This is a genomic window from Kineococcus rubinsiae, assembly GCF_011839805.1.
In the GTDB taxonomy this organism is placed as follows: Bacteria; Actinomycetota; Actinomycetes; order Actinomycetales; family Kineococcaceae; genus Kineococcus; species Kineococcus rubinsiae.
The window spans coordinates 275510-298812 of sequence record NZ_VWPY01000001.1; the positions used below are offsets into that span (position 1 = coordinate 275510).

A 23303-nucleotide genomic window follows, 5' to 3' on the forward strand; every position below is an offset into this window, starting at 1 on the left:
CGGCGAAGGCAGCGTCACCGCGGGTCCTCCCTCTCCGCCATGACGACCGCCCCAACAGCCAGCCCCGGCAGCAGACCCATCAAAGACGTGCCCACCAATGAATCCACCCACTCGTAAGTGCTGCCAGAGCTCCACATGAGGACAACGGCGAGAAGGGCACCTGCTCCTATCCCGGCGACAGCGCTCAGAGCCAGGTAGCGCATCGCGCCTCCGCCTCATGCCGACGTCCACGAGGGCCACGCCCCTCCCACAGGGTGACGGCCTGCCCCGCTCTAACTCAAGACCACGACTTCACGGTCATGTCGCGACCCACGCGGCCGGCGACCCAGCGGTCATGACGATGTCCGCGTAGTCGCGGGAGCCCACCAGCAAGATCGAACCAGTAGCTGCGCGGTGCGGGTGGACACCTCATGTCCCGCCGCTCGCAGGACGCCGGCGAGCGCGACAGCGGTGATGTCTGGCGCTCGTCGCACCGCATCGACGGCGATCGCGGTGCGGTCCGCCACGGGAGTGACGGCCAGCGACGGGGGCGCCGACGCCGGGCGCGACGTGGCAGGAGGCTCACTAACCGGTGCTTCCGTTTCGCTGGCAGTCGGCGTATCCGCAAGGGGATGCGCACCGAGTGAGCGACGAGACGAGACGTCACCCTGGTTCGGGACCTCGTCGCGGTGAACCGCCGGCATCAGCGGCTGCCTGGGGACCGGAGGGGGCGGCGTCGCGTCAGGCAACGGCGTCGCAAGCACGTGGTCTCGCCACAACGTCCACGTCTGACGGGGGGCCAAGAGCCACCGAATGCGCGGCAGCGACGGCCGCCCGTCCTGAGTGCCGCGCTGGGCGGGGACGGTGACAGCCCGGCGGGCACCGGCGGCGAGGGTCTCGAAGCAGATGACGAACATCGCCGGCGGGACGGCGTGCAGCAACCGGCCCACAAGGGTCTGCGAGGCGGCGCTGTTGGCCACCACGGTCGCCGAGGACAGGACGATGACGAGTGCTCTCAGCAATCGCGCAGGCCGACCGCACCGGGCAGCCAGAACGACCTTCAGGCTGAGCACCACGACGCCGACGTCAAAGGACAGCGGCACCAGCGGCGCCAGCCACGCTGAGAAGCCACCGACCTCCGCGGCCAGGTCGCGCAGGGTGCTGTAGCTGGCGGCGAAGCCGGTCACGATGAGGATGCCCACGCCGATCGCGGCGGCCCGCTCGGCCAGGACGTCGAAGGGTTGGCCTTCTTCCCGGTCAGGCCGCTGGCCGCTCCGGTCGATCGGCCAGCGCCCGGACATCGCCGTCACGAGTGCCCCTCGCCCGTTAAACCAGGTGTCCCGGTCACCGGGCGACCGCGCCGGACCGGGCGGCGAGTCGCCGCGGCCAGGTCAGCGGCCACGTCATCCAGGCGAGCAACGGCGCGACTGGTGACAGCCACCGCACCGGCCAACCACTCCGGCGGCTGGCCAGTGGCGTGCAACGCGGCCACCGCCTGGTTGACGTTGATGGCGAACCGGCGCACCTGGGACCGGGCGGCCATCACCTCCACCAGTGCAGCACGCACGGGTGCGATCGATGGCGCTTCGACGCCGCGGGCGGCCGCGAGGGCCGCTTCGGCGGCGTACCCGCTGACCGTCAGGCCCGCCAGACGCGCGGCCTCCGCCAGGGCGATGAACTCCTCGTCGGTGCATCGCAGCTTCACCTGCCGGTTGCGGCCCGGCGAGACGTGCACCCGGTCCCGGCCGGGGGTGCGCCGGCGCTGCCCGCTCATCGCGCACCCCCGCCCTGAACGCCGTTCTGGCCTCGACCGCGCCCGGTCGAGGCCTCCTCGCGCTCGAGGACGGCGGTCGCCGCGGACGCGCGCCGCGGCGCCGGCGGCATCTGGGGACCAGATGCATATCTTGCTCCCGCCGTTTCAGCAGCAGCCTCAGCTGCTGTCACCGACCGGGAACCGGAGGCGCACCGGCCAGCGACCGCAGCGACGACGTCGCGATGGCAACCCGTACGATAGGCATCGCACTGAACCGTGGTGCCCCTCACCCTGCGGCCCTACCGTCCAGCAGCTCGCACGCCCGACGCAACACCGTGGCGCGGGTGACGGGCATGCCCTCATGCGCGAGCTGGGCACGTGCTGTTGCTTGAAGGCCGACACGCTGCCCACCCAGCTCCGCCAGGCGCTGCTCCAGCTCGGCCAGCTCCATCGGGCTCACCTGGCCACCACTGGCCTGGCTATCCGTGGCGGACACCTGGTCCCACCACGGCCCGGCCTCGGCCAGCCGCATGGGCGATTGACTGGCCGGATCGGCGGCCACAGCCACCAACGCCGCAGCGGCCAACTCCGCCGGCCAGCCACGACCACGGACAGCCAGGTGCAGCGCGGCGGCCACACACCTCGGAGCCCACCGCGTGGCCGACAACCCCAGCGACCGCCGAGCCGCCGCGCAACGCGCGGCCAGCGCACCGAGGTCGTCCACCTGGCACTGGCTCATCAGCTCGGCATCCACCTCCTCCACCCGCCGCGGAGCCGCCGGCCGCTGTGCACGGGGCGGTGCCGAGGAACTGGAAGGAGGAGGGGGTGTGCTCTGGGTAAGAAGCTCTGGGTCGTGCCGCACATCTGCGGCCACCCTGCCCGCATCCGTGCGGCCAGGGGTAGCCGCAGATCCGCGACCACGGGTAGCCGCACCCGTGCGGCTAGCGGTGGCCGCATCCGTGCGGCCACCTCCACCTCCGGTCGGCGCCTGCACTGGGGTAGCCGCGGAAGTGCGGCCACCCGCCGACGACCCCACTTGGGCTGCCTGTCCCGCCTCGGGGAAGGGAGCGGAGGTGCGCACGTGGTAGCGGTTGGACAGGTACTGCTGGCCGTTGCGGCGGTGCTCCACCCGCACGATGCCAGCGGTGACCAGCTCGCGCATCGCCCGGTCCACCGCGTCGACGGAGCGGTGCATCCGCCTCGCCAGCGTCGTGCGCGAGGGCATGCGGTGCCCGGAGGTGCCGCCGTAGCGCAGCAGCAGCGAGTACAGGCGGAAGGAGGAGTCGGGGATGGGGGCGTCGATGACCCACTCGGGCACCAGCGCAAAGCGGGGCTCTTCGACGACCAGCGAGATGTCGTCGGCCTGGCTGGGATGGTCGCCGGGGTTCGTGGCGTCGGTGGGGTGGAAGTCGGTCGAGGTGGGCGCCTGCCGGTCGGCAGGCACGTGGATCGGTGGGGTGTTCATAGGGTCTCTCCGCAGCATCGCGAGGGCAGCCGCGGGTGGCGCACGAGCCGACATCAGCCGGACGCGCGCTCACACCGCGCTAACGGATGCACCGGCACCGCCCGGTCCAGGGGGACCGGGCGGCACCAGCCAGGAAGAGAAGCTGCAGGTCACAGGCCTGGTCAGGCCTGGTCGGCACCATCCGGACGAGGGCCGGGTTGCCTTTTAATCCGCGGGTTGTGGGTTCGAGCCCCACGGGGCCTACGGCTTCGACCTGCAGCTTCACCGCGCCGACGGCGCGGTGCCGCCCCGCACCCCTGGCGCTCACGGCACCTGGGCGGGCGGCGCACCCAGCGAGACCACGCGGTCCTGGGCGTGCAGGAGGCGGGCCGTGACGCTGTAGAGCGTGCCGGCCGACGTCAGCGTCGACAGGACGACGACCAGGCCCAGCGCCAGCGCACCGACGCGGTCGGAGCGGGCGGGAGCCGGGCGGAGCAGGTGCTCGACCCGGCTGACGACGTCGCCCCCGGTGGCCTGCAGCGCACCCGCGACCGCGGTCGGCGGGCGGCGTGCACCCGTGCGGGCCAGGGCCGCGGCGGCGATCGCCTGGGCCGTCAGCGTGGCGTCCCCCACCCGCGCGACGGCGCAGAGGTCGGCCTGGCGCTCGGCCGCCGAGCGGACGAGCGGGGGGATGCGCCGCAGGGCGGGGTTGAGCACCGCGGCGACCTCGCTCAGCTGGATCCAGAGGTAGTGGCGGTGGCGCAGGTGCGCTCGCTCGTGCTCGAGCAGGACGCACTGCTGGGCGGGCGTCAGCACGTCGAGCATCCCCTGAGAGACGACGATGCGGCCGCGCTGCCCGGCCGGAGCGCTGCCTCCACGCCGACGACGTGCCCACGGCCAGCCGGCCGGGAGCCGCAGCCCCGAGGGGACCGCGTAGGCCTCGGGCCGGGCCTCCTCGACGACGAGCCACTCGGCGTCGACCGGGCCACCGGCCGTCTCCCGGGTCTCCGCCGGCGCCCCGGTCCGGGTCGCGGGTGGGTCCGCGGGGGTGCGGCAGACGTCCTGCGCCAGCCGCAGCTGGTGGAGCACGACGAGGAGGTGGCGGGCTCCGGCCAGCACCGAGACGAGCGCCACCACCGCCAGGGGCAGCGCCCAGTGCCAGGTCAGACCGGGCTCCGGCAGAGCGCCTCGCGCCCACCGGCCCCAGGCGGCGATGTCCGGCACCCGCGCCAGCAGGACGCAGACCACGGCGACCACCGCGGCACCGGCGGCGAGCGTCGCGCCCGTGGCGGCGGCGCTCAGCAGCCGGACCGCCCGCCCCGGTGACACGGACGCGGCCAGGCGCGGCCCGAGGAGGGCGAGGAGGGCCGTCCACGCCAGCGCGAGGGGCACGAGGACGTCGAGGGCGTCGGTGACGTAGATGAACACGGGTCCGCTACCTCGACGCTTCCGGCGGGGAGGCGGGACCGGACCCACCGAGCACGGACCTCAGGTAGTCCTCGTCCGCCGGGTCGAGCTCGGCGACGAAGCGGGCCAGCACGTCCCCGCGCCGCCCCTCGGCGTCCAGCAGGCGCCGCATGCTGCGGGCGGTCTGAGCCGCGGTGGTGCCCTCCCGGCTGGCCGCCGGGGCGTAGACGTGGCCGCGGCCCTGCGTCTCCCGGGTGAGGGCGCCCTTGGTCCACAGCCGGGCGAGGGTCGTCATCACCGTGGTGTGGGCGGGTCCCCCGTCGAGGAGCGCCGCGACCTCGGCGACCGAGACCGGACGCTCGGCCGCGTGCACCGCGGCGAGGACCTCCTCCTCGAGAGCTCCACGTCTCCGCCTCACGAAGAGACACCTCCCACGCCTCGGACCTACTATCTTGACAGTAGTAGATCGGCCCCGTCAGAGAGCGTCACACGCCTCCTCCGAGTCAGTGTGCGTCACGTCGACGCCCTCGGGCGTCCGCCAGGAGGAGTACCCGTGCTCGACACCGTCGGCGGCCTGCCCGTCCACCCCCTCGTGGTCCACGCCGTCGTGGTCCTGCTCCCCCTCGCCGTGCTCGGCAGCATCGCGGTGGCCGTCCGGCCCACCTGGCGGGCCCGCTACGCCGGCCTCAACGCGCTGGTGGCCGTCGTCGGCACCGCGCTGTGCCCCGTGGCCACCAGCAGCGGCGAGACCCTGGAGCACCGGGTGGGTGATCCCGGTGCGCACGCCGAGCTCGGTGACCAGCTCCTCTGGTTCGCCCTGCCGATGGCGCTGCTCGCCGTGGCCCTGTGGTGGACGCAGCGCCGGCGCACGGTGCGGGGCACCGGCGTCCTCGCGGTCCTGACCGTCGTGGCCGCCGTCGCGGCGGGCCTGCAGGTCTACCGGGTCGGCGACTCCGGCGCGCAGGCGGTGTGGGCCGACCAGATGACCGCCTCCCCGGCGCAGTCCGGCGACGGCGACTGATCCGCCTCTCGTCACCCGTCGTCCGCACCCCGCGAAGGAGCGTCGTGTCCGAGCCCGTGCCCGCAGGAGCACCTCACCTGCCTCACACCACCGTCGCCCCGGCACGGGGGTGGGGGTTCCGCGCCGACGTCGAGGGCCTGCGCGCCGTCGCCATCGTGTTCGTCCTCCTCTTCAACGCTCACGTCCCCCGGTGGGGCGGCGGGTACGCGGGCGTCGACGTCTTCTTCGTCATCTCCGGCTACCTCATCACCGGGCTGCTGGTGCGGGAGGTGGAGCGCACGGGCACGGTCTCGCTGGCGGACTTCTACGCCCGCCGGGCGCGCCGCATCCTCCCCAGCGCCTACCTCGTCCTGGTGGTGGTGCTCGCCGCCACCGCGCTCCTGGCGGGTTCTGCGGAACGGCGCGCCGTCGCCCACGACGTCGTGGCGGCCGCGCTGCAGGTGGCCAACCTGTGGTTCCTGTCCTTCGACACCACGACGGTGTCCCCCACGATCGCCGGCAGTCCGGTGCTGCACTACTGGTCCCTGGCCGTCGAGGAGCAGTTCTACCTGGTGTGGCCGCTGGTGGTGCTCGTCGTCGCGCGGGTCGCCGCCCGGCGCGGCCGCGGTGTGCGCCGCCCGCTCACCCTCGTCATCGGCGTCCTGTCCCTCGCGTCCGGCGTCCTGTACCTGGCGTGGTTCGGGCCGGCGTTCCAGGCCTCCTACTTCGCCAGCCCCGCCCGGGCGTGGCAGCTCGGCGCCGGCGCCGTCGTCGCCCTCGCGGAACCCGCGCTGCGTCGCCTGCAGGTCCGCGGGAGTTCCCGCCTCGCCGCGTCGCTGCTCGCCGTGGCCGGGGCGCTCGCCATCGTCGCGGTCCCGGCCGCGGACGGGATCGGGGTGTACGCCGCGGCCGCCGCGGCCACCGCGGGCGCTGCCGCGGTCATCGCCGCGGGCTCGGTGGGCGGCGGCGCGGGAACGGTCGTCGCACGGCTGCTGTCGCTGCGCCTCGTGCGCTTCGTCGGTCGCGTCTCGTTCACCTGGTACCTGTGGCACGTCCCGGTCGTCGTCCTCGCGGAGCGCCTGGGGGCCGAGAGCTGGCCGCTGCTCCTGGCCGCCGAGGCGGTGGCCCTGCTGCCGGCTCTGGCCACCACCCGCTGGGTCGAGGGACCCGCACGCGTCGCACCACGGCTGCGCTCCTCGCGGGCCGCGCTGTCCGCCGGGGCGGGCGGCGCGGTGCTCGTGGTCACCCTGGCTCTGCTGCAGACGACCTGGGACTGACGCCTCGCCCGTCGCCGAGGTCGTCGCGTCCTCCGACCGCGCCTCAGGCTGAGCAGGACGGGTGAGCTGCGGTTCCGACGGCCCTCCCGCGCGGTCGACGACGACCGGCGGTCGTCCTGGCAGTGGGATGATCCGTCTGCGCGCCGCGCATCCCGGCCACCTCTCCCCGCCCCACCCTGGAGTTCCCCGCATGCGCGCTGCCGTCGTCTACAACCCCGTCAAGATCGACCTCGACGCCGTCCGCGCCGTCGTCGAGCGCGAGGAGGCCGCCGCCGGCTGGGAACCGACCCTCTGGTTCGAGACCTCCCGCGAGGATCCCGGTCGTGGGCCCACCCTGGAGGCCGTCGAGGCCGGGGTCGACCTGGTCATCGCCGCCGGCGGGGACGGCACCGTCCGCCTCGTGGCCGAGACCCTCGCCGAGCACGGCACCACCCTGGCCCTGCTGCCCTCCGGCACGGGCAACCTCCTCGCGCGCAACATGGACCTCACCCTCGACGACGTCGAGCACTCCCTGCACACCGCCTTCAACGGCCGCAACCGGCCCATCGACCTCGGGCACATCGAGATCCGCCGCACCGACGGCACCGTCGACGAGCACTCCTTCCTCGTCATGGCCGGTCTCGGCATCGACGCGGAGATGCTCGCGGCGACCGACGAGGAGCTCAAGGCCAAGGTGGGCTGGCTGGCCTACGTCAAGGCGATCGCGACGGCCCTGCGGGCCACCAACACCTCCCGCCTGCAGTACCGCCTCGATGACGGCCCGCTGAAGCGGCTGCGCGCCCACACCGTCATCGTCGGCAACTGCGGGACGCTCACCGGCAACATCCTGCTGCTGCCCGACGCGGCCCTGGACGACGGGCTCTTCGACGTGCTCCTGCTGAGCCCCGAGGGGATCGGCCACTGGCTGCAGATCCTGGGCAAGGTCTTCATCGAGAACGGGATCATCCGGCGCACCCCGCTGAAGCACCTCGTGGGCCGGCGCCACGTCGAGGCGCTGAACTACGTCACCGCGCAGACGGTGAGCGTCACCCTCGCCGAGGCGCAGCAGATCGAGCTCGACGGTGACCACCTCGGCCGGGCGACCGGGTTCCGCACCCGGGTGCGGCCGGGCGCCATCACCATCCGGGTCCCGGCCGACTCCTGACCCGCCGCTCCTCCGGCGGGTCGAGAACCTGCTGCTCGAGGGCCCCGCGGACGAGGGTCCGTTGCGCCGTTCGGGTGACCTCGTCGAGGCTCACGGTCGCCGGAGCGCCTCGCGCCGGTGCCGGAGGGGCCCCTCCCCCTCCGGCGGACGGCACGGCGTGAACCGCCTCCAGGAGGTGACGGCCCGAGCCGGGGCGAGCGGCGAGGGGTGCGCCCCGCGGGGACGCATCGTCCTCCGGGACTCGTTGCCCCGCAGCGCTCATCGGGCACCCCACCCGCGTCGACGAGTAGCAGGGGAGTTCGAGGGGCACCGCGCGGACGTCCCCGACGGCGCGGGAACCCTTGCGGCTCGGCGCGATACGCGCCGCTCCTGGAGCGGTACACCGGGCCGCACGACGGGAGTTCCCACGGTCGGCGGGCCTCCCACCGGCGGGCGCACCGGGGAGCGGGGGTGCTGCGCACTGTCCGGGGCACCCCGTCAGGACTACTGTCCGCGGGCACCTCACTCCCGACCGCGAAGAAGGTTCCACGTGATCACCCTCGGCGTCATCCTCCTGATCCTCGCCCTGCTCGTCCCCGCGCTGAAGGTGCTGCTGTGGGTGGGCGTCGTCCTGCTCATCGTCGGCCTGGTGCTGAACCTGGTGCCGATCGGCGGCAAGCGCCGCCGCTACTACTGAGCGAGAACCCCTGCGGCGCCCCGCGGCTCAGGCCGCCGGGGCGCTGCGGTCTTCGGAACGACTCCACGAGAACCCGGGCCGAGGCCCCGGCCGGTGGCAGGGGCAGTTCTCAGGCCGGGGCGGCGCTGCCCACCCTGACGACGGCCGGTCCCTCCGCAGAACCGACCACCTCCGCCAGCCGGGCCTCGTCCGCGGAACCCGGCGCCGCGGTCAGGAACAGCGCCGCCAGGTCGTCACCGGGGACGGCGAGCAGGTTCCCGACGAGCGTGACGGCCTCCCCGTCGTCGCGGGTGAACGTCGCGCTGCTCTCGTAGGCCCCCACGGGACGCGGGGTGCGCCACGCGGCGTCGAACCGCGGGCTCCGGGTGCGCAGCTCGTCCACGAGCTCGGCGAGCGGGGCGTCGGTGGGGTAGCGCAGCCGCGCACCCCTCAGCTGGGCGACGAGCACCGCCTCGTGCTCGGTCGCGTCGGCCGCGACCTGCTGGAAGGCGGCGAACGGGTCGCAGAACGTGCGCCAGGCGACGTTCCACTGCCAGCGCTCCCCGGTGAGGTTCCAGTGCCCGAGCGCCAGGAACGCGCTGTTGACCGCGACGAGGTTCATCGCCGCGTCGGAGACGAACATCGGGGTGTCCGCGAACCGCTCGAGCAGCCGCGTGGCACCCCGGGCCGAGGTCGGTCGGCACCTGCCCCTGCGCGGCCGCGTACCCGGCCAGGCCGCACAGCCGCTCGTAGTCCGCCCGCCCGACCCGCAGGGCCCGGGCGAGGGCGTCGACCACCGCGGCCGACGGGTGGCTGCGCCCCTGCTCCAGCCGGCGGACGTAGTCCGCGGACATCCCCGCGAGCTCGCCGAGCTCCTCGCGCCGCAGGCCGCGCACGCGCCGGCCACCCTCCGCCAGCCCGACGGTCCGGGGCGCCGTCGCCTCCCGCAGGTGACGCACCGCGGCCCCGAACTCGTGACGCTCCACGGCGCCAGTGTGCCCGGGCCCGGCAGCGGCGGGAGGCGTCCCCGGCGGCGGGTGCCCCGGACGGCGGACCGGCGGTCCTCAGGGTGGGCCGGTCTGGCCCAGGTTCAGAGCGCCGCGACCTGCCACGGTGACGCCGTCGCACCGCGCAGGACCGGGTGATCACCCGTGACCCGTCCCGCGGAGGCGACGTCCCACGACCACCCCGCGACAGGAGCAGTCCAGCGATGAAGGCAGTCCGTTTCCACGAGGTCGGCGGCCCCGAGGTCCTGCGGGAGGAGGAGGTCCCCGTGCCCACCCCGTCGGCCGGGCAGGTGCGGGTCCGGGTGGCGGCCTCGGCCTACAACGCCGCCGACAACGGCATGCGCGGCGGGTTCCTGCCGATCCCGGTCGTCCTCCCGCACGTGCCCGGCTACGACGTCTCCGGCACGGTCGACGCGCTCGGGGAGGGCGTGGAGGGCCTCGCGGTCGGGGACGAAGTGATCGGGTTCCTGCCCATGGAGCGCGACGGCGGCGCCGCGGAGCACGTCGTCGCGCCCGCCGGGGCGCTGGTCGCGGCCCCGACGAGCATCCCCCTCACCGACGCGGCCGCCCTGCCGTCGGTGGCGCTGACGGCGTGGCAGGCCCTCTTCGACGACGGAGGCCTGCAGGCGGGTCAGCGGGTACTGATCGTCGGGGCCGGCGGGGTCGTCGGCAAGTACGCCGTCGCGCTGGCGGAGCGCGCGGGCGTGCACGTCGTGGCGACCGCGAGCCCGCGCAGCGCCGACGCCGTCCGGGCCGCCGGCGCGGACGAGGTCGTCGACCACACCCGCGACGACCTGCTCGACGTCGTCGGGGAGCAGGTGGACGTGCTGCTCAACCTCGCGCCCCTCGAGCCGGAGCGCTTCACCGCGCTCGTGTCCCTGGTGCGCGACGGCGGCGCGGTCGTCAGCACCACCGCCTTCATCCCCACGCCGGGCGACGAGGCGCGCGGCGTCCGCGCGGCGACCGTCTTCGTCCGGCCCCAGCGCGAGCGCCTCGCCGAGCTCGTGTCCCTGGTGGACGCCGGGGCGCTGCACGTCGAGGTCACCCGCCGCATCCCGCTGGCCGGCCTGCCCGCCCTGCACGCGGAGGCGGCCGCCGGCCGCATCGCCGGGAAGGTCGTCGTCCTGGCCGGGTGAGCGGCGGGTCAGCCTCCGGCGGCGGACCGCGGCCGGGGGCCGACCCGCGGCGGCGTCACCGGTCCGGGTGCGCCGTCGGGGTGGCGCGGGAGGACCGCGTCAGCGTCCCGTCGAGCGCGAGCGGACCGTCCGGCGGCGTGGCGGCGAGCTCGGTCGCGGCCCAGGAGGCCAGCAGCCCCAGGCGCTCCGCGGTGGGGCTGGCGGGCTCGGCGGTGTAGACGGTCAGGACGAGCCCCGGTTCGGCGACCACGTCCGTGGACTCGTAGGCGAGCTCGAGGTCCCCGACGGCGGTGTGGTGGAACGTCTTCGTCCCCGTGCCGTGGTGGCGCACGTCGTGGGAGGCCCAGAGCCGGCGGAACTCCTCGCTGCGGGTCGAGAGCTCGCCCACGAGGTCGTGCATCTCCTTGTCGGCGGGGTCGCGGCCCGCGGTGGTGCGCAGGATGGCCACGCAGATGGCGGCCGCCGTGTCCCAGTGCGGGTAGAACCGGCGCCCGTCGCGGTCCAGGAACGTGTAGCGGGCGAAGTTGGGCGGGCCCCCGGCCGGGGCGGCGTGCGGGGACTCGTACACCGAGGAGTGCATGGCCCGGCCCAGGCCGTTGGCGGCCAGCAGGTCCATCCGCCCGTTGACGACGATCGCCGGGGCGGTGATGGCGTCCAGGGTCCACTGCAGGCTCGGGCGCGGGACCCAGGAGGCGGTGGGACGCCGGCGCGGCCGGGCCAGGGCGCTGGTGCCCTCCGCGGCCTGCGCGAGGGCGAACAGGTGGGCGCGCTCCGCCTCGTCGAGCTGCAGCGCGCGGGCCAGGCCCTCCAGCACCGAGGCCGAGACCCCGCCCAGCGCACCGCGTTCGAGCTTCGCGTAGTACTCCACGCTCACCCCGGCGAGCGAGGCGACCTCCGCCCGGCGCAGCCCGGGGACCCGCCGCGGCCCGCCCTCCGGCAGCCCCGCCTGCGCCGCGCTGACCTTGGCGCGGCGGGTGACGAGGAAGTCGCGGACCTCGGCGCGGTTGTCCATGCTGCGACGGTAGGCGCCGGTCCGGGCCCCGGCGAGTCCCTGCGCAGGGGTGTACCGGTGGGGCACCCCTCGCGGCGCAGGGGACGATGACGCCATGACCAGCACCCGTCACGTCGTCGTGGGTGCGGGGCTCGCCGGCTCGGCCGCGGCGCACAGCCTCGCGCGGCGCGGGCACGAGGTGACCGTCCTGGAGCGCACCCGGCCCGCCGCCCCGGACGGCAGCTCGCACGGCTCCGCGCGCATCTTCCGCTACGCCTACCGCGACCGCTTCTGGACCGACCTGGTCGTCCGCGCGAAGGACGGCTTCGACGAGCTGGAACGCCTCAGCGGCCGGCGCCTCGTCACCCCGACGGGGTCGCTGGACCACGGCGCCACCCGGGACCCGGTGGCCCTGGCCGCGGTGCTGGCCGCGTGCGGCGTCGAGCACGAGCTCCTCGGGCGCGCCGCCGCGCAGCAGCGCTGGCCGGGGATCGCCGTCGAGACCGACGTGCTCTGGCACCCGGGCGCCGGGGTGGTCGACGCCGAGAGCACCGTGACCGCGCAGCTCGAGCTCGCCGCGCGGCACGGGGCGCAGGTCCTCCCCGGCTGGGACGTCGAGCGCGTGGTCGCGACGGCGACGGGGTACCGGCTCACGAGCACCGACGGCCGGGTGCTCGACGCCGAGCGGGTCGTGGTCGCCGCCGGCGGCTGGCTGCCCGGCCTGCTCGGGCGCCTGCCCCTGCCGGCGGGCTTCCTCGACCGGGTCCCGCCCCTGCGCGTCACCCAGGAGCAGACCTTCCACTTCCCCTACCGCGAGCCGGTCGCCGACGGCCGGGGCTGGCCGACGACGATCCACGGCGACGACGGCGTCGACCACTACACCCTGCCCGGCGGTCGCGACGCGGGCTTCCGCGGCCAGAAGGTCGCCGAGTTCGCCGCGGGCCGCCCGCTGCGCTCGGCCGCCGCGCAGGACGGCGTCGTCGACCCGGCGAACCGCGCGCGCGTCACCGCCCACGTCGAGCGGTACCTGCCCGGGCTCGTCCCGGAGCCCTACGCCGAGTCGACGTGCCTGTTCACCAGCACGCCCACCGAGGACTTCCTGATCGACCGCGTCGACGGGATCACCCTGCTGTCGCCGTGCTCGGGTCACGGGGCGAAGTTCGCCCCCGTGCTCGGCGAGCTGGCGGCCGACGTCGTCACCGGTTCCGGCGGCCCCGCCCGGTTCACGGTCGCGGGCCTCGCGGCGGCCGGGGCGGCGAGCCGCTCCGCACCCTCCAGCGCCTGACCCGGGCGACCCTCCGCGGAGGACGGACGTACCGGCCGCCGCGGAGGGTGTGAGGCGCACGAAACCCAGACTTGATCCGGTGGTGACCAGCCGGAAACAGTTCCTGCGTTGACTGCTCGTCGTGACCCCGTCCCGGACGCACGACGCGCACCGCCACCTCGGCCGGCTGCCCGCGTACCCGTTCTACGGCGGCCCGCCCGTGAACCCCGACACCACGGCGCGCGAGGAGATCGCGGACCTGCTCGCGGACCTCGACGCCGAGGGCACCGAGCGGGCCCTGCTGCTGCCGAACTACGGCGTCCCCGTCGCGGAGGCCTCCTTCGCCCTCAACGACCTCGTCCTGGAGACCACGGCGAAGGACGACCGGTTCGTGTGCGGGTTGTGGACGTCGCCGCGGGCGCAGGACGCGGCCCTCACCGACGCCGCCCTGGCCCTGGCCGGCGAGGCCGGTGTCGTCGCCCTGAAGACGAGCTTCCTGCTGGGCGGTGGCGTCGACGACCCCACCTCGCAGCCGCAGCTGGAGAGGATCTTCGCCACGGCCCGCGACCGGGACCTCGTCGTCCACGTCCACACCTCCCCCGGCGCGGCCTCGGACATCGACGAGGTCGGCAAGCTCGTCGAGCGCTACGGCGACGACGTCCGCATCCACCTCGTCCACCTCGGCGGCGGGATGAGCGCGCACATCAAGCTCATCAGCGGCCGGTTCTTCGACTGGATCGAGGCCGGCAAGAAGGTCTACACCGACACGAGCTGGGCCATCGGGTTCGCCCCCCGCTGGCTGGCCCGCGAGGTCGAGCGGCGTGGGATGGGCGCCGACCGCGTCCTGTTCGCCAGCGACGAGCCCTGGGGCGACCACGCGGGCGAGCTCGCCCGCCTGCAGGCCGCCGCCGGGGACGGCGAGCTCGCGCGGATGTTCCTGCGCGACAACTTCTCCACCCTGTACTCCCGTCCACCCCGCGCGACGGGCGGCACCACCGGAACGACCGCAGCAGCGACAACCCCGAGGAGCTCGACGTGACCCAGACCACCACCTCCCCCGCGACCACCACCGAGGTCGACGCGCTCATCGCGGCGAACATCGCCGCGTCCCTCGCGGAGATCCCGCACCCCAGCCAGCCCAAGGGCACGAACATCTACGGCACGACCAAGGTGTTCCCCGACTACCAGGCCGAGGGCGGGGAGACCTACTTCACCCTCGTGCACGGCATCGCCCACGAGTCCTCGGTCAGCTTCGTCGCCGTCCTGCAGGCCACCCGCGCCCTGCGCAAGGGGTTCGACTCGGCCATCTACTTCTACGGGCCCGGGTCGATGAACTGCATCGCCACCCGCGGGTTCCCCACCGTCGGCGACTCGGGGTTCCCCGGCGAGCAGAACATCAACGGCGCCCTGGAGACGTTCATCGCCGAGGGCGGGACGGTGTACTGCTGCCGCTTCGGCCTGGCGCTGCACGGCAACCGCGAGGAGGACCTCATCGCCGGCGTGATCCCGTGCCACCCGCTCGACGTCCAGGACGCCGTCATCCACTACGCGCGCAAGGGCGCGATCATCAACTCCACCTACATGGTCTGAGGAGGGGGACGGACGAGGACGGGGAGGAACCCGTGAGCTGCGCGAACGCGACCCCGGCCCCGGGCGGGGACGTCAGGACGCGGGTGGACCTGGCGATCCGCGGGGTCCGGCTGGCCGCGCCCGTGCGCCGCACGGGCGGGGCCGGGCCGAGCGACGACGGCCACGTCGTGCTGGACGGCCTGGCCACCGCGCTGCCGCTGCGTGCGGACAGCCCCTACCTCGTCCGGGACGGGCGCATCCTCCGCGAGGAGCTGGGCGCCGTGACCGACCTCGGCGTCGACGTCGAGCCCGTGCGACGGCCGGCGTTCTACGACCTGAGCACGGCCGACGGCGTCCCCTACGAGAAGATCGCCCGGCTGCACGGCAGCGAGGTGCTGGCCACGACCGTGGTGCAGACCTGCTCGCGCTACGACCCGGCGGACCGCTGCCGGTTCTGCGCCATCGAGTCCTCGCTGGAGTCGGGGGCGACCATCGCGGTGAAGACCCCGGCGATGCTGGCCGAGGTCGCCGAGGCGGCCGTCCGCCTCGACGGCGTCAAGCACGTCGTCCTGACGACGGGGACGTCGACGGCGCCGGACCGGGGCGCCCGGCACCTGGCCCGGTGCGTGCGGGCGATCCGGGAGGCGGTGCCAGGCCTCCCCGTCCAGGTGCAGTGCGAACCGCCCGCCGACCTCGCGACCCTCACCGAGCTGAAGGAGGCCGGAGCCGACTCGATCGGCATCCACGTCGAGTCCCTCGACGACGCGGTCCGGCGCCGCTGGATGCCCGGCAAGTCGACCGTGACGCTGGCCGAGTACCGGGCCGCGTGGCGCGAGGCCGTACGCGTCTTCGGCCGCAACCAGGTCTCCACCTACCTGCTCGTGGGCCTCGGCGAGGACCCGGACGAGCTCGTCGCCGGGGCCGCGGAACTCGTCGAGATGGGCGTCTACCCGTTCGTCGTGCCGTTCCGGCCGCTCGCGGGAACGCTCGCGGTCGACGAGGACGGCGCCCTCGCCCCGGAGGCCGCGGTGCTCGAGGACGTCTCGCGCCGGGTGGCGGAGGCGCTGCGGGCCGGCGGGATGCGGGGCGCCGACCAGATGGCCGGGTGCGCGGCGTGCGGCGCCTGCTCCGTGCTGCAGAACCTGAGCGCCTGATGCAGCTGTTCACGCCGCACGCGCTCGTGCGGCCTCCCGAGGTCAGCGTCCTGGCGGGCCTGCCCCGGCAGCGGCCGCCGTTCACGGTCACCGTGGCCGACGGTGCCGGGGAGGCGGCCTACCTGGCGCTGCGCCGGGAGGTGTTCGTCGCCGAGCAGGGCCTGTTCGCGGGCGACGACCGCGACGACGTCGACGACGACCCCCGCCGCCGGGTCCTCGTCGCCCGGGCGCCCGACGGCACCGTCGTGGGCGGGGTCCGGCTCGCCCCGGCCGTGCCCGGCCCCGACCTGGGCTGGTGGCGCGGCAGCCGCCTCGTGGTGCGCCGCGAGGCCCGCACCCTCGGCGGCACGGGTTCCGCCCTCGTGCGGGCCGCGTGCGCCCACGCCGACGAGCTCGGCGCGCTGCGCTTCGACGCGACCGTCCAGGCGGCCAACGAGGTGCTGTTCCGGCGCCTGGGCTGGGAGCGGCTGCGCGACGTCGTCGTGCAGGGAGCTCCCCACGTGCTGGTGCAGCACCCGACGGCCCGCGTGCAGCGGCTCGTGGACGCCACGAAGGCCCCGCTGGCGGGGGTGCTCGCAGCCCTCGACACCGGTCCCGACGCCCTCGGCGGCCGGGGGTTCCGCGGCGACGACGGGGCACCCGTGCCCGGTAGCGACCTCGTGGCGGCCTGCGACGCGATCCTGCCGTCCCTGGTCGAGCGCGACCCGGAGTGGGCCGGCTGGTGCGCGGTCCTCGTGAACCTCAACGACCTCGCCGCCATGGGCGCGGAACCCGTCGGGATCCTCGACGCGCTGGCCGCGCAGGACGCGGCCGCGGCCCGGCGGATCGTCAGCGGCCTGCGGGCCGCGACGGACGCGTGGGGCGTGAGCGTCCTCGGCGGCCACACCCAGCTCGGCGTCGCCGCCGCCCTGTCCGTCACGGCCCTGGGCCGCACGGCCGACCCGGTGCCCGCCGGGGGCGGCCGCGCCGGGGACGTCGTGTCCCTCACCGCCGACCTGGGCGGCGGCTGGCGGCCCGGGCACTCCGGGCAGTGGGACTCCACGTCCGGCCGGAGCCGGGAGGAGCTGCGCGCCATGGGTTCCTTCGTCGCCCGCTCGCGGCCCGACGCCGCGAAGGACGTCTCGATGGCCGGGTTCGTCGGCACCACCGGGATGCTCGCCGAGGCGAGCGGGTGCGCCGCCGAGATCGACGTGGCCGCCGTCCCCCGCCCCGCCGGCGCGGGCGTCGGCGACTGGTTCACCTGCTTCCCCGGGTTCGGGATGGTCACGGCCTCCCGGCCCGGCTGGCGGGCGGAACCCGCGGGGCCGGCGACGACGGCCGCCTGCGGGCGCCTCGTGGCGGGGGCCGGGGTCAGCCTGCGCTGGCCTGACGGAGAGGTGACCCGGACCGTCCGGGACACCGTGACCGGATGGGGACAGGCATGAGGCTCGCCGCAGTCGCGGACAACTTCGGGCGCGACCTGGACGCGACCTACGCCCGGATGGCCGCGATCCTCGAGACCGCCCGGGGCGAGGGCACCGCTCTGGTGGCGTTCCCCGAGGCGTGCCTGGGCGGGTACCTGTCCAGCCTGGGTTCCGCCGAGGACCGGGGGACGGCCTCGAGCCGCCGCACGCGCTCCGGTCCGCCCGCGCTCCGCCTCGACGGGCCCGAGCTGCGGCGCGTGGCCCGGCTCGCGGGGGACGTCGTGGTCGTCGTGGGGTTCTGCGAGGACGCCGGCGACGACCGCTACAACACCGCCGTCGCGCTGACCGGTGACGGGATCCTCGGCGTGCACCGCAAGGTGCACCAGCCGCTGGGCGAGAACCTCTCCTACGCCGCGGGTTCGGTGTTCGAGGCGTTCGACTCGCCCGTGGGCCGCATGGGGATGCAGATCTGCTACGACAAGGCGTTCCCCGAGGCCGCCCGCGCCGCGGCCCTCGACGGGGCCCGGATCGTCGTGAGCATCTCCGCCTGGCCCGGGTCCCGCACGGCCGCCGCGGCCGACCTCGCCCAGGACCGCTGGCGCCGGCGCTTCGACCTCTACGACCAGGCGCGGGCGCTGGAGAACCAGGTCGTCTGGGTCGCGGCGAACCAGGCCGGGGAGTTCGGCTCCCTGCGCTTCGTGGGCAACGCCAAGGTCGTCGGCCCCGGCGGGGAGGTGCTGGCCAGCACGGGCACCGAGGCCGGGGTCGCCGTGGCCGACGTCGACGTGGAGCAGGAGCTCGCCCTCGCGCGGCGGGCGATGTTCAACCTGCGCGACCGCCGTCCGGACGTCTACGGGGCGGTCGTGGAACCCAACGGTCACGCCGTCCGCGAGGAGGCCCCGAGCCTTGCCTGAGATGACGTTCACGGTCCGCTGGCCCGATGCGAGCGTGCAGCACTGCTACTCCCCCTCCCTCGTCGTCCACGACCACCTCGACGTCGGCGCCGAGTACCCCGTCAGCGAGTTCCTCGCCCGGGCCGCGACGGCCCTGACCACCGCGAGCGAACGGGTCCGCGCCCGGTACGGCATGACCTGCACCTCGGCGCTGGCCCAGCTCGACGACCTCACCGCCCGCGCGGCGACCTTCGCCCCGGACGCGCCCGTGCGCGTCCTGGGCCTCGAACCGCCGCTGCCTCCCCCGACCTGACCGTCCCTCCCCCTCGGAGCCCCCCGTGAGCACTCCCGAGCACCACGCCGTCGTCATCGTGGGCGCCGGCCAGGCCGGACTGTCCCTCAGCTGGCACCTGACCCGGCGCGGCACCGACCACGTCCTGCTGGAGCGGGACACCGTCGCGCACGAGTGGCGCGACGGCCGCTGGGACGAGTTCACCCTCGTCACCCCGAACTTCCAGTGCCGCCTGCCCGGCTGGAGCTACGGCGGGGAGTTCGGGGGCACCGACCCCGACGGGTTCATGCGCCGCGACGAGGTCCACCGCTTCGTCACCGCCTACGCCCGCTCGTTCGGGGCCCCCGTGCGCGAGGGCGTCGAGGTCACCGACCTGCAGCAGGGCGGCCCCGCCGCGTTCACGCTGGCCACCACGGCCGGGACGTTCACGGCCGACCAGGTCGTCATCGCCACCGGCGGGTACCACACGCCCGTCGTCCCGCGGGCGGCCGAGCGGATCTCCCCCGACGTGCGGCAGCTGCACTCCTCCGCCTACCGCGGCGCGGCGCAGCTGCCGGCGGGCGCCGTGCTCGTGGTGGGGTCGGGGCAGTCGGGGGCCCAGATCGCCGAGGACCTGCACCTCGCCGGCCGGACCGTGCACCTCGCCGTGGGCGCCGCGCCCCGCTGCGCCCGCACCTACCGCGGGCGCGACTGCATCGCCTGGCTGGAGGACATGGGCACCTACGACGTCACGGCGGTCGAGGTCCCGGGTGGTGCTGCGGCGCAGGAGAAGACGAACCACTACATGACGGGCCGCGACGGCGGCCGCGACATCGACCTGCGCGGCTTCGCCCTCGAGGGGATGCAGCTGCACGGCCGCCTCGAGGACGTCCGCGACGGCGTGGCCCGGTTCTCCCCCACCCTCGGGGCCGCGCTCGACCACGCCGACTCCGTCGCCGAGAGCATCAAGGACGCGATCGACCGGTGGATCGCCCTGCAGGGCATCGACGCACCGGTCGAGGACCGCTACCGGCCGGTCTGGCGGCCGGGCCCCGAGGTCCTCGACCTCGACCTCGCCGCCGCCGGCATCACCTCGGTGGTCTGGAGCGTCGGGTACCGCGCCGACCACCGCTGGGTCGGGCCCGGCGTCTTCGACGGCCGCGGCCGCCCCCGCCAGACGCGCGGCGTCACGGGAACCCCAGGACTGTTCTTCCTCGGCCTGCCGTGGATGCACACGTGGGGTTCCGGCCGCTTCGCCGGCATCGCCCGCGACGCGCAGTTCACCGCGGACCAGATCACCGCGCACCAGATCGCGACAGGTCCGGTCGCGGGCCCCACGGCCCGGGTCCCCCAGCCGCAGCACGCGCAGCGCGAGACCGCGGACGCGCGCTGACCGTGCGGATCGCGCTGACCACCTACTCCACCAAGCCCCGCGGCGGGGTCGTCCACACGCTGGCCCTGGCCGAGGCCCTCGTCGAGGCCGGGGCGCAGGTCAGCGTGTGGACGCTCGGCCGCGGCGGTGACGGCACGTTCTTCCGCCCCGTCGACCCGCGCGTCGACGTGCGCGTCGTGCCGTTCGAGGCGTCGCCGCACGAGAGCGTCGGGCACCGCATCCTGCGCTCGATCGAGGTGCTGCGCGCGGGTTTCGACCCGGCGGGCTACGACGTCGTGCACGCCCAGGACTGCATCAGCGCGAACGCCGTCGGGCGCTGCGTGCGCACGGTCCACCACCTCGACACGTTCACGACGCCGGAGCTCGCGGCCTGCCACGAGCGGGCCGTCGTCGCCCCGCACGCCCTGGTCTGCGTCTCGGCCGCCGTCGCGGCCGAGGTGCGCGCGGGCTGGGGCCGCTCCCCCGCCGTCATCCCGAACGGCGTGGACGGCGCCCCGTTCGCGGCCGCCGCCGCGGACACCCCCGCCGCCCGGGCCGCCCGCTCCGCGTGGCGCACGCGGTTCGGGCGCTACGTCGTCGCGGTGGGCGGCATCGAACCCCGTAAGGGCAGCACCGACCTCCTGCGGGCCGTGGCCCTGCTGCGGCGCGACCTGCCCGACGTCTCCCTCGTCGTCGCCGGCGGCGAGACCCTGTTCGACTACCGCGACTACCGCGCGGAGTTCGACCGGCTCGCCGGGGAGCTCGGGGTCGACCCGCACGTGCTCGGCCCGGTGCCGGTCGACGACCTGCCCTCCCTCGTGGCCGGCGCCGCCGCGATGGGTTTCGTCTCCACCAAGGAGGGTTTCGGCCTGGCCGCCATGGAGGCGCTGGCCGCCGGGGTCCCGCTGGTGACGCGCGACCTGCCCGTCCTGCGCGAGGTGTTCGACGGCGCCGCGGCCTTCGCCACCGATCCGGCCTCCACCGCCGCCGCGCTGCACGACGTCCTCACCGACCCGGGGTCGCGGGAGCTGCGGCGCCGGCGCGCGGCGGGCGCGGAACTGGTGGCCCGCCACACCTGGTCCGCGGCGGCCCTCGCCCACCTGGAGCTCTACGGGCGCCTGGTGGCGGCCGGGAGGACGACGGGTGCCGACTACGCTCGATGAGGTGTCGCACCCCGTCCGCATCGCCGCCGCGGCCGCCCACTTCGGGCGCGACCTCGACCGCGGGGTGGAGAAGGCGCTGGGCATCGTCGCGGGCGCGCGGGAGGGCGGGATCGACCTGCTCGTGCTGCCGCACGGCACCCTGGGCGGTTACCTCTCCGACCTCGACGACCCGCACGCCGACGAGCTCCCGCCCGCCCTGGCCGTGGACGCCCCCGAGATCGCCGCGGTGGCCCGGGCCGCCGGGCCGATGACCGTCTGCCTGGGTTTCACCGAGGTCGACGTCGTCCACGGTTCTCCCGCGTGGTTCAGCGCCGCGGTGTGCGTCAGCGGGGACGGCGTCCTCGGCCGGCACCGCAAGGTCCACCAGCCCGCGGGCGAGGCGAAGGTGCTCTCGGCCGGCGACGGCTTCGCGGCGTTCGACACGCCCGCCGGGCGCCTGGGGATGCTGATCGACTACGACAAGACGTTCCCGGAGGCGAGCCGCTCGCTGGCCCTCGCCGGGGCGCACGCGATCGCGTGCCTGTCCGCGTGGCCGGCGAGCATCACCGACCGGGTCTCGCGCCTGTCGGCGGACCGGCAGTCGCGGCTCTTCGACCTGTACGACTCCTCGCGGGCGGCCGAGAACCAGGTCGTGTGGATCTCCTCGAACCAGACGGGGATCCAGGGGAACCTGAGGTTCCTGGGCCAGGCCAAGGTGGTCGGCCCCGGCGGGGACGTGCTGGCGCGCACCGGGTCCAAGGGTGGGCTGGCCGAGGTCTCCCTCGACGTCGAGCACGAGGTCGCCCGGGCCCGCCGCACGCTGCACCACCTCGCGGAACGTCGTCCCGACGCCTACCGCGTCGACCTGCCACCCCGGTGACCCGCGGGCCGGGGCGGTCAGGAGCGCGCGAGCGCCGGGGCGTCCGCCGCGGCGACGGCCCGCAGGCCGTGGTCGAGGAAGTCGATCACCCACGCGAAGCTCTCGTCGACGGAGGCGTCGATCTGGAACCCGCCGGCCGCCTCTGAGGTCGCGAACCCGTCCAGGACGCTGCGCAGCATCCGCAGGGCGTGGATCTCCTGGCGGGGGTCGAGCCGGTAGCCGTGCACCATGGCGCCCCACGAGGCGAGGACCCGTTCGACGGCCGGCTGCAGCGGGTCGTCGGGGCCGCTCGAGCGGGCCGCGTTCCCGGCCGCGTAGCGGCCGGGGTGCGCCGTCACCCACGCGCGCATCGCCTGCGCGCCCGCGGCCAGGGCGTCGCGGCCCGCGAGGCCCTGCAGGGCGTCGCGCAGGGTGTCGCCGAGCTCCACCATGGCCAGGACGCCGACCCGGTGGGTGAGGTCCGCCTGGCTGGGCACGTGCTTGTACAGCGACGGCGTCTTGACCCCGAGCCGCTCGGCGACCAGGCCCATGCTCAGGCCGGTCAGCCCGATCTCGTCGGCCAGGTCGGCGGCCGCGGCGGTCACCGCGGCCGGCGTGAGCCCGGCCCTAGGCACGGGCGGTCGTCCGGGCCAGGAACGGCAGGACCAGGGCGACGACCTCGTCCGGGGTCTGCGCGTGGGGGTAGTGGCCGGCCCCGTCGATGACCGCGAGCTCGCCGAGACCGTCGGGCAGGTCGGCGAGGATCTTCTCGCCCTCGGCGCGGGGGTCGGCCCAGTCGGGGTCGGCGCCGCCCTGGACGACGAGGACCGGGCAGGGGACGTTCGCCAGCTGCGCACCGGCGTCGGCCGGGCTCGTCCCGCACATGGCCTGCAGCACCTTCATCCGGCCAGGCTGCCCCATCGTGGTCGTGATCCGCGCCATCTCGGCGTCCCAGTCGGCCGGCTTGGCCGGGTAGGCCAGGTCGAGGTACTTGCGCCAGCTCGACAGGCGGCCGAGGGCCATCGTCAGGGCCAGCTGCGTGGACCCCGCCCGGTAGCGCCCGGTCCGCAGCAGCCCGGTCAGGTCGATCGACTGCTTGCGCGTGAACGGCGCGAGCTCGACGACCCCGACGACCTCGCCGGGTGCGGTGGCGGCCGCGATGGTGGCGGCACCGCCGCTGATCGACTGCCCGACGATCACGGCCGGGCCGCCCAGGTGGCGCACGAGGGCCACGAGGTCGCCGGCGATGTCGGTGCGGCTGTAGCCCTCCCAGTCGAGGCTGGACTCGCCGCAGCCGCGGATGTCGACGTTGGCGACCCGGTAGCCGGCGGCGACCAGGGCCGGGGCGACGAAGCGGTAGGAGTGCCGGCTGTCCCCCATGCCGTGGGCCAGGACGACGAGCGGGCCCTCGCCGGTCAGGTCGTAGGCGAGGGTGCCGCCGTCGATGCTCAGGTGCTCGGTCATGGTGTCCTCCTGGGTGCTGGCTAATGCTGATAGCTAAAAGCTAGTCGCATTCGCCCAACGCGTCAAGGGGTCTCCCCGGCGGCGCCGGCGGCGCGCCCGCCGTGGAATGGACGGCGTCC

23 protein-coding genes and 1 pseudogene are annotated in these 23303 nt (G+C 75.2%); 15 read left to right on the top strand and 9 right to left on the bottom strand.

Features of this window, described 5'->3' with window-relative positions; all coding sequences use genetic code 11:
• Positions 1–332: 332 nt before the first annotated feature.
• From F1544_RS01330 to F1544_RS01350, 5 genes are all read right to left on the bottom strand, one after another.
• A complete protein-coding gene (locus F1544_RS01330) occupies positions 333–1280 on the bottom strand; it encodes a DUF2637 domain-containing protein (protein WP_244307679.1) in 948 nt (315 codons plus the stop codon).
• Positions 1281–1285: 5 nt separating this feature from the next.
• The gene (locus F1544_RS01335; RefSeq protein WP_167581123.1) at positions 1286–1753 is read right to left on the bottom strand and encodes a plasmid mobilization protein; all 468 of its coding nucleotides are present in this window, start codon (positions 1751–1753) and stop codon (positions 1286–1288) included.
• A 265-nt stretch (positions 1754–2018) separates the two neighbouring features.
• Entirely contained in the window at positions 2019–3197 is a 1179-nt protein-coding gene (locus tag F1544_RS01340) for a helix-turn-helix domain-containing protein (RefSeq protein WP_167581124.1), read from the bottom strand.
• 303 nt (positions 3198–3500) lie between these two features.
• A complete protein-coding gene (locus tag F1544_RS01345; protein ID WP_167581126.1) occupies positions 3501–4604 on the bottom strand; it encodes a M48 family metalloprotease in 1104 nt (367 codons plus the stop codon).
• A 7-nt stretch (positions 4605–4611) separates the two neighbouring features.
• Complete coding sequence (locus F1544_RS01350; protein ID WP_167581128.1) at positions 4612–5001, bottom strand: BlaI/MecI/CopY family transcriptional regulator; 390 nt, start codon at positions 4999–5001, stop codon at positions 4612–4614.
• A gap of 135 nt (positions 5002–5136) precedes the next feature.
• Here F1544_RS01350 and F1544_RS01355 point away from each other — a divergent pair, with 135 nt between their 5' ends.
• The 4 genes from F1544_RS01355 to F1544_RS01370 all read left to right on the top strand — a co-directional run bounded on the left by F1544_RS01355 (position 5137) and on the right by F1544_RS01370 (position 8680).
• A complete protein-coding gene (locus F1544_RS01355; protein WP_167581130.1) occupies positions 5137–5604 on the top strand; it encodes a DUF2231 domain-containing protein in 468 nt (155 codons plus the stop codon).
• Between the two features lie 44 nt (positions 5605–5648).
• The gene (locus tag F1544_RS01360; RefSeq protein ID WP_167581132.1) at positions 5649–6860 is read left to right on the top strand and encodes an acyltransferase family protein; all 1212 of its coding nucleotides are present in this window, start codon (positions 5649–5651) and stop codon (positions 6858–6860) included.
• A 190-nt stretch (positions 6861–7050) separates the two neighbouring features.
• Positions 7051–8004 (top strand): diacylglycerol/lipid kinase family protein, encoded by a 954-nt coding sequence (locus F1544_RS01365; RefSeq protein ID WP_167581134.1) that lies wholly within the window; start codon positions 7051–7053, stop codon positions 8002–8004.
• Between the two features lie 529 nt (positions 8005–8533).
• Positions 8534–8680, top strand: a complete 147-nt coding sequence (locus tag F1544_RS01370) for a hypothetical protein (RefSeq protein WP_167581136.1) — start codon at positions 8534–8536, stop codon at positions 8678–8680.
• A 109-nt stretch (positions 8681–8789) separates the two neighbouring features.
• On the opposite strand, the pseudogene F1544_RS26775 reads toward F1544_RS01370, so the two are convergent.
• Positions 8790–9645, bottom strand: a pseudogene (locus F1544_RS26775) (MmyB family transcriptional regulator).
• Between the two features lie 224 nt (positions 9646–9869).
• Here F1544_RS26775 and F1544_RS01380 point away from each other — a divergent pair.
• Positions 9870–10802 carry an NADP-dependent oxidoreductase gene (locus F1544_RS01380; RefSeq protein WP_167581138.1) on the top strand — a complete coding sequence of 311 codons (933 nt, stop codon included), beginning with the start codon at positions 9870–9872 and terminating at the stop codon, positions 10800–10802.
• A gap of 55 nt (positions 10803–10857) precedes the next feature.
• Here F1544_RS01380 and F1544_RS01385 read toward each other — a convergent pair whose 3' ends face one another.
• Positions 10858–11814 (bottom strand): helix-turn-helix transcriptional regulator, encoded by a 957-nt coding sequence (locus F1544_RS01385; RefSeq protein ID WP_167581140.1) that lies wholly within the window; start codon positions 11812–11814, stop codon positions 10858–10860.
• A gap of 94 nt (positions 11815–11908) precedes the next feature.
• Here F1544_RS01385 and F1544_RS01390 point away from each other — a divergent pair, with 94 nt between their 5' ends.
• From F1544_RS01390 to F1544_RS01435, 10 genes are all read left to right on the top strand, one after another.
• A complete protein-coding gene (locus tag F1544_RS01390) occupies positions 11909–13078 on the top strand; it encodes an FAD-dependent oxidoreductase (protein ID WP_167581142.1) in 1170 nt (389 codons plus the stop codon).
• Between the two features lie 121 nt (positions 13079–13199).
• Positions 13200–14096, top strand: a complete 897-nt coding sequence (locus F1544_RS01395) for an amidohydrolase family protein (RefSeq protein WP_308469816.1) — start codon at positions 13200–13202, stop codon at positions 14094–14096.
• Entirely contained in the window at positions 14093–14647 is a 555-nt protein-coding gene (locus F1544_RS23760) for an MSMEG_0572/Sll0783 family nitrogen starvation response protein (RefSeq protein ID WP_308469817.1), read from the top strand. Before F1544_RS01395 ends, F1544_RS23760 begins: the two co-directional genes overlap by 4 nt.
• 32 nt (positions 14648–14679) lie before the next feature.
• On the top strand, positions 14680–15780 hold the full coding sequence (locus F1544_RS01405; protein ID WP_167581144.1) for an MSMEG_0568 family radical SAM protein: 1101 nt from the start codon (positions 14680–14682) through the stop codon (positions 15778–15780).
• Entirely contained in the window at positions 15780–17204 is a 1425-nt protein-coding gene (locus F1544_RS01410; protein WP_167581146.1) for an MSMEG_0567/sll0787 family protein, read from the top strand. The genes F1544_RS01405 and F1544_RS01410 overlap by 1 nt, the downstream gene beginning before the upstream one ends.
• Entirely contained in the window at positions 17201–18097 is an 897-nt protein-coding gene (locus F1544_RS01415) for a carbon-nitrogen hydrolase family protein (protein ID WP_244307593.1), read from the top strand. The genes F1544_RS01410 and F1544_RS01415 overlap by 4 nt, the downstream gene beginning before the upstream one ends.
• Positions 18090–18389 (top strand): MSMEG_0570 family nitrogen starvation response protein, encoded by a 300-nt coding sequence (locus F1544_RS01420; RefSeq protein WP_167581150.1) that lies wholly within the window; start codon positions 18090–18092, stop codon positions 18387–18389. Before F1544_RS01415 ends, F1544_RS01420 begins: the two co-directional genes overlap by 8 nt.
• Before the next feature lie 25 nt (positions 18390–18414).
• Positions 18415–19740: an MSMEG_0569 family flavin-dependent oxidoreductase gene (locus F1544_RS01425; protein WP_167581152.1), complete on the top strand. Its 1326-nt coding sequence runs from the start codon at positions 18415–18417 to the stop codon at positions 19738–19740.
• A 2-nt stretch (positions 19741–19742) separates the two neighbouring features.
• A complete protein-coding gene (locus F1544_RS01430) occupies positions 19743–20882 on the top strand; it encodes an MSMEG_0565 family glycosyltransferase (protein ID WP_167581154.1) in 1140 nt (379 codons plus the stop codon).
• A gap of 1 nt (position 20883) precedes the next feature.
• Complete coding sequence (locus F1544_RS01435; RefSeq protein WP_167581156.1) at positions 20884–21741, top strand: carbon-nitrogen hydrolase family protein; 858 nt, start codon at positions 20884–20886, stop codon at positions 21739–21741.
• Between the two features lie 17 nt (positions 21742–21758).
• Here F1544_RS01435 and F1544_RS01440 read toward each other — a convergent pair whose 3' ends face one another.
• Together F1544_RS01440 and F1544_RS01445 are read right to left on the bottom strand one after the other, a co-directional pair.
• Entirely contained in the window at positions 21759–22355 is a 597-nt protein-coding gene (locus F1544_RS01440; protein ID WP_167581158.1) for a TetR-like C-terminal domain-containing protein, read from the bottom strand.
• Complete coding sequence (locus F1544_RS01445; RefSeq protein WP_167581160.1) at positions 22348–23184, bottom strand: alpha/beta fold hydrolase; 837 nt, start codon at positions 23182–23184, stop codon at positions 22348–22350. The genes F1544_RS01440 and F1544_RS01445 overlap by 8 nt, the downstream gene beginning before the upstream one ends.
• Positions 23185–23303: the final 119 nt, after the last annotated feature.

What these genes read in the sequence shown, in the direction of transcription:
- F1544_RS01330 (WP_244307679.1), bottom strand. Translation starts at nt 1,280, where the DNA reads ATGTCCGGGCGCTGGCCGATCGACCGGAGCGGCCAGCGGCCTGACCGG.
- F1544_RS01335 (WP_167581123.1), bottom strand. Translation starts at nt 1,753, where the DNA reads ATGAGCGGGCAGCGCCGGCGCACCCCCGGCCGGGACCGGGTGCACGTC.
- F1544_RS01340 (WP_167581124.1), bottom strand. Translation starts at nt 3,197, where the DNA reads ATGAACACCCCACCGATCCACGTGCCTGCCGACCGGCAGGCGCCCACC.
- F1544_RS01365 (WP_167581134.1), top strand. Translation starts at nt 7,051, where the DNA reads ATGCGCGCTGCCGTCGTCTACAACCCCGTCAAGATCGACCTCGACGCC.
- F1544_RS01380 (WP_167581138.1), top strand. Translation starts at nt 9,870, where the DNA reads ATGAAGGCAGTCCGTTTCCACGAGGTCGGCGGCCCCGAGGTCCTGCGG.
- F1544_RS01385 (WP_167581140.1), bottom strand. Translation starts at nt 11,814, where the DNA reads ATGGACAACCGCGCCGAGGTCCGCGACTTCCTCGTCACCCGCCGCGCC.
- F1544_RS01390 (WP_167581142.1), top strand. Translation starts at nt 11,909, where the DNA reads ATGACCAGCACCCGTCACGTCGTCGTGGGTGCGGGGCTCGCCGGCTCG.
- F1544_RS01410 (WP_167581146.1), top strand. Translation starts at nt 15,780, where the DNA reads ATGCAGCTGTTCACGCCGCACGCGCTCGTGCGGCCTCCCGAGGTCAGC.
- F1544_RS01415 (WP_244307593.1), top strand. Translation starts at nt 17,201, where the DNA reads ATGAGGCTCGCCGCAGTCGCGGACAACTTCGGGCGCGACCTGGACGCG.
- F1544_RS01445 (WP_167581160.1), bottom strand. Translation starts at nt 23,184, where the DNA reads ATGACCGAGCACCTGAGCATCGACGGCGGCACCCTCGCCTACGACCTG.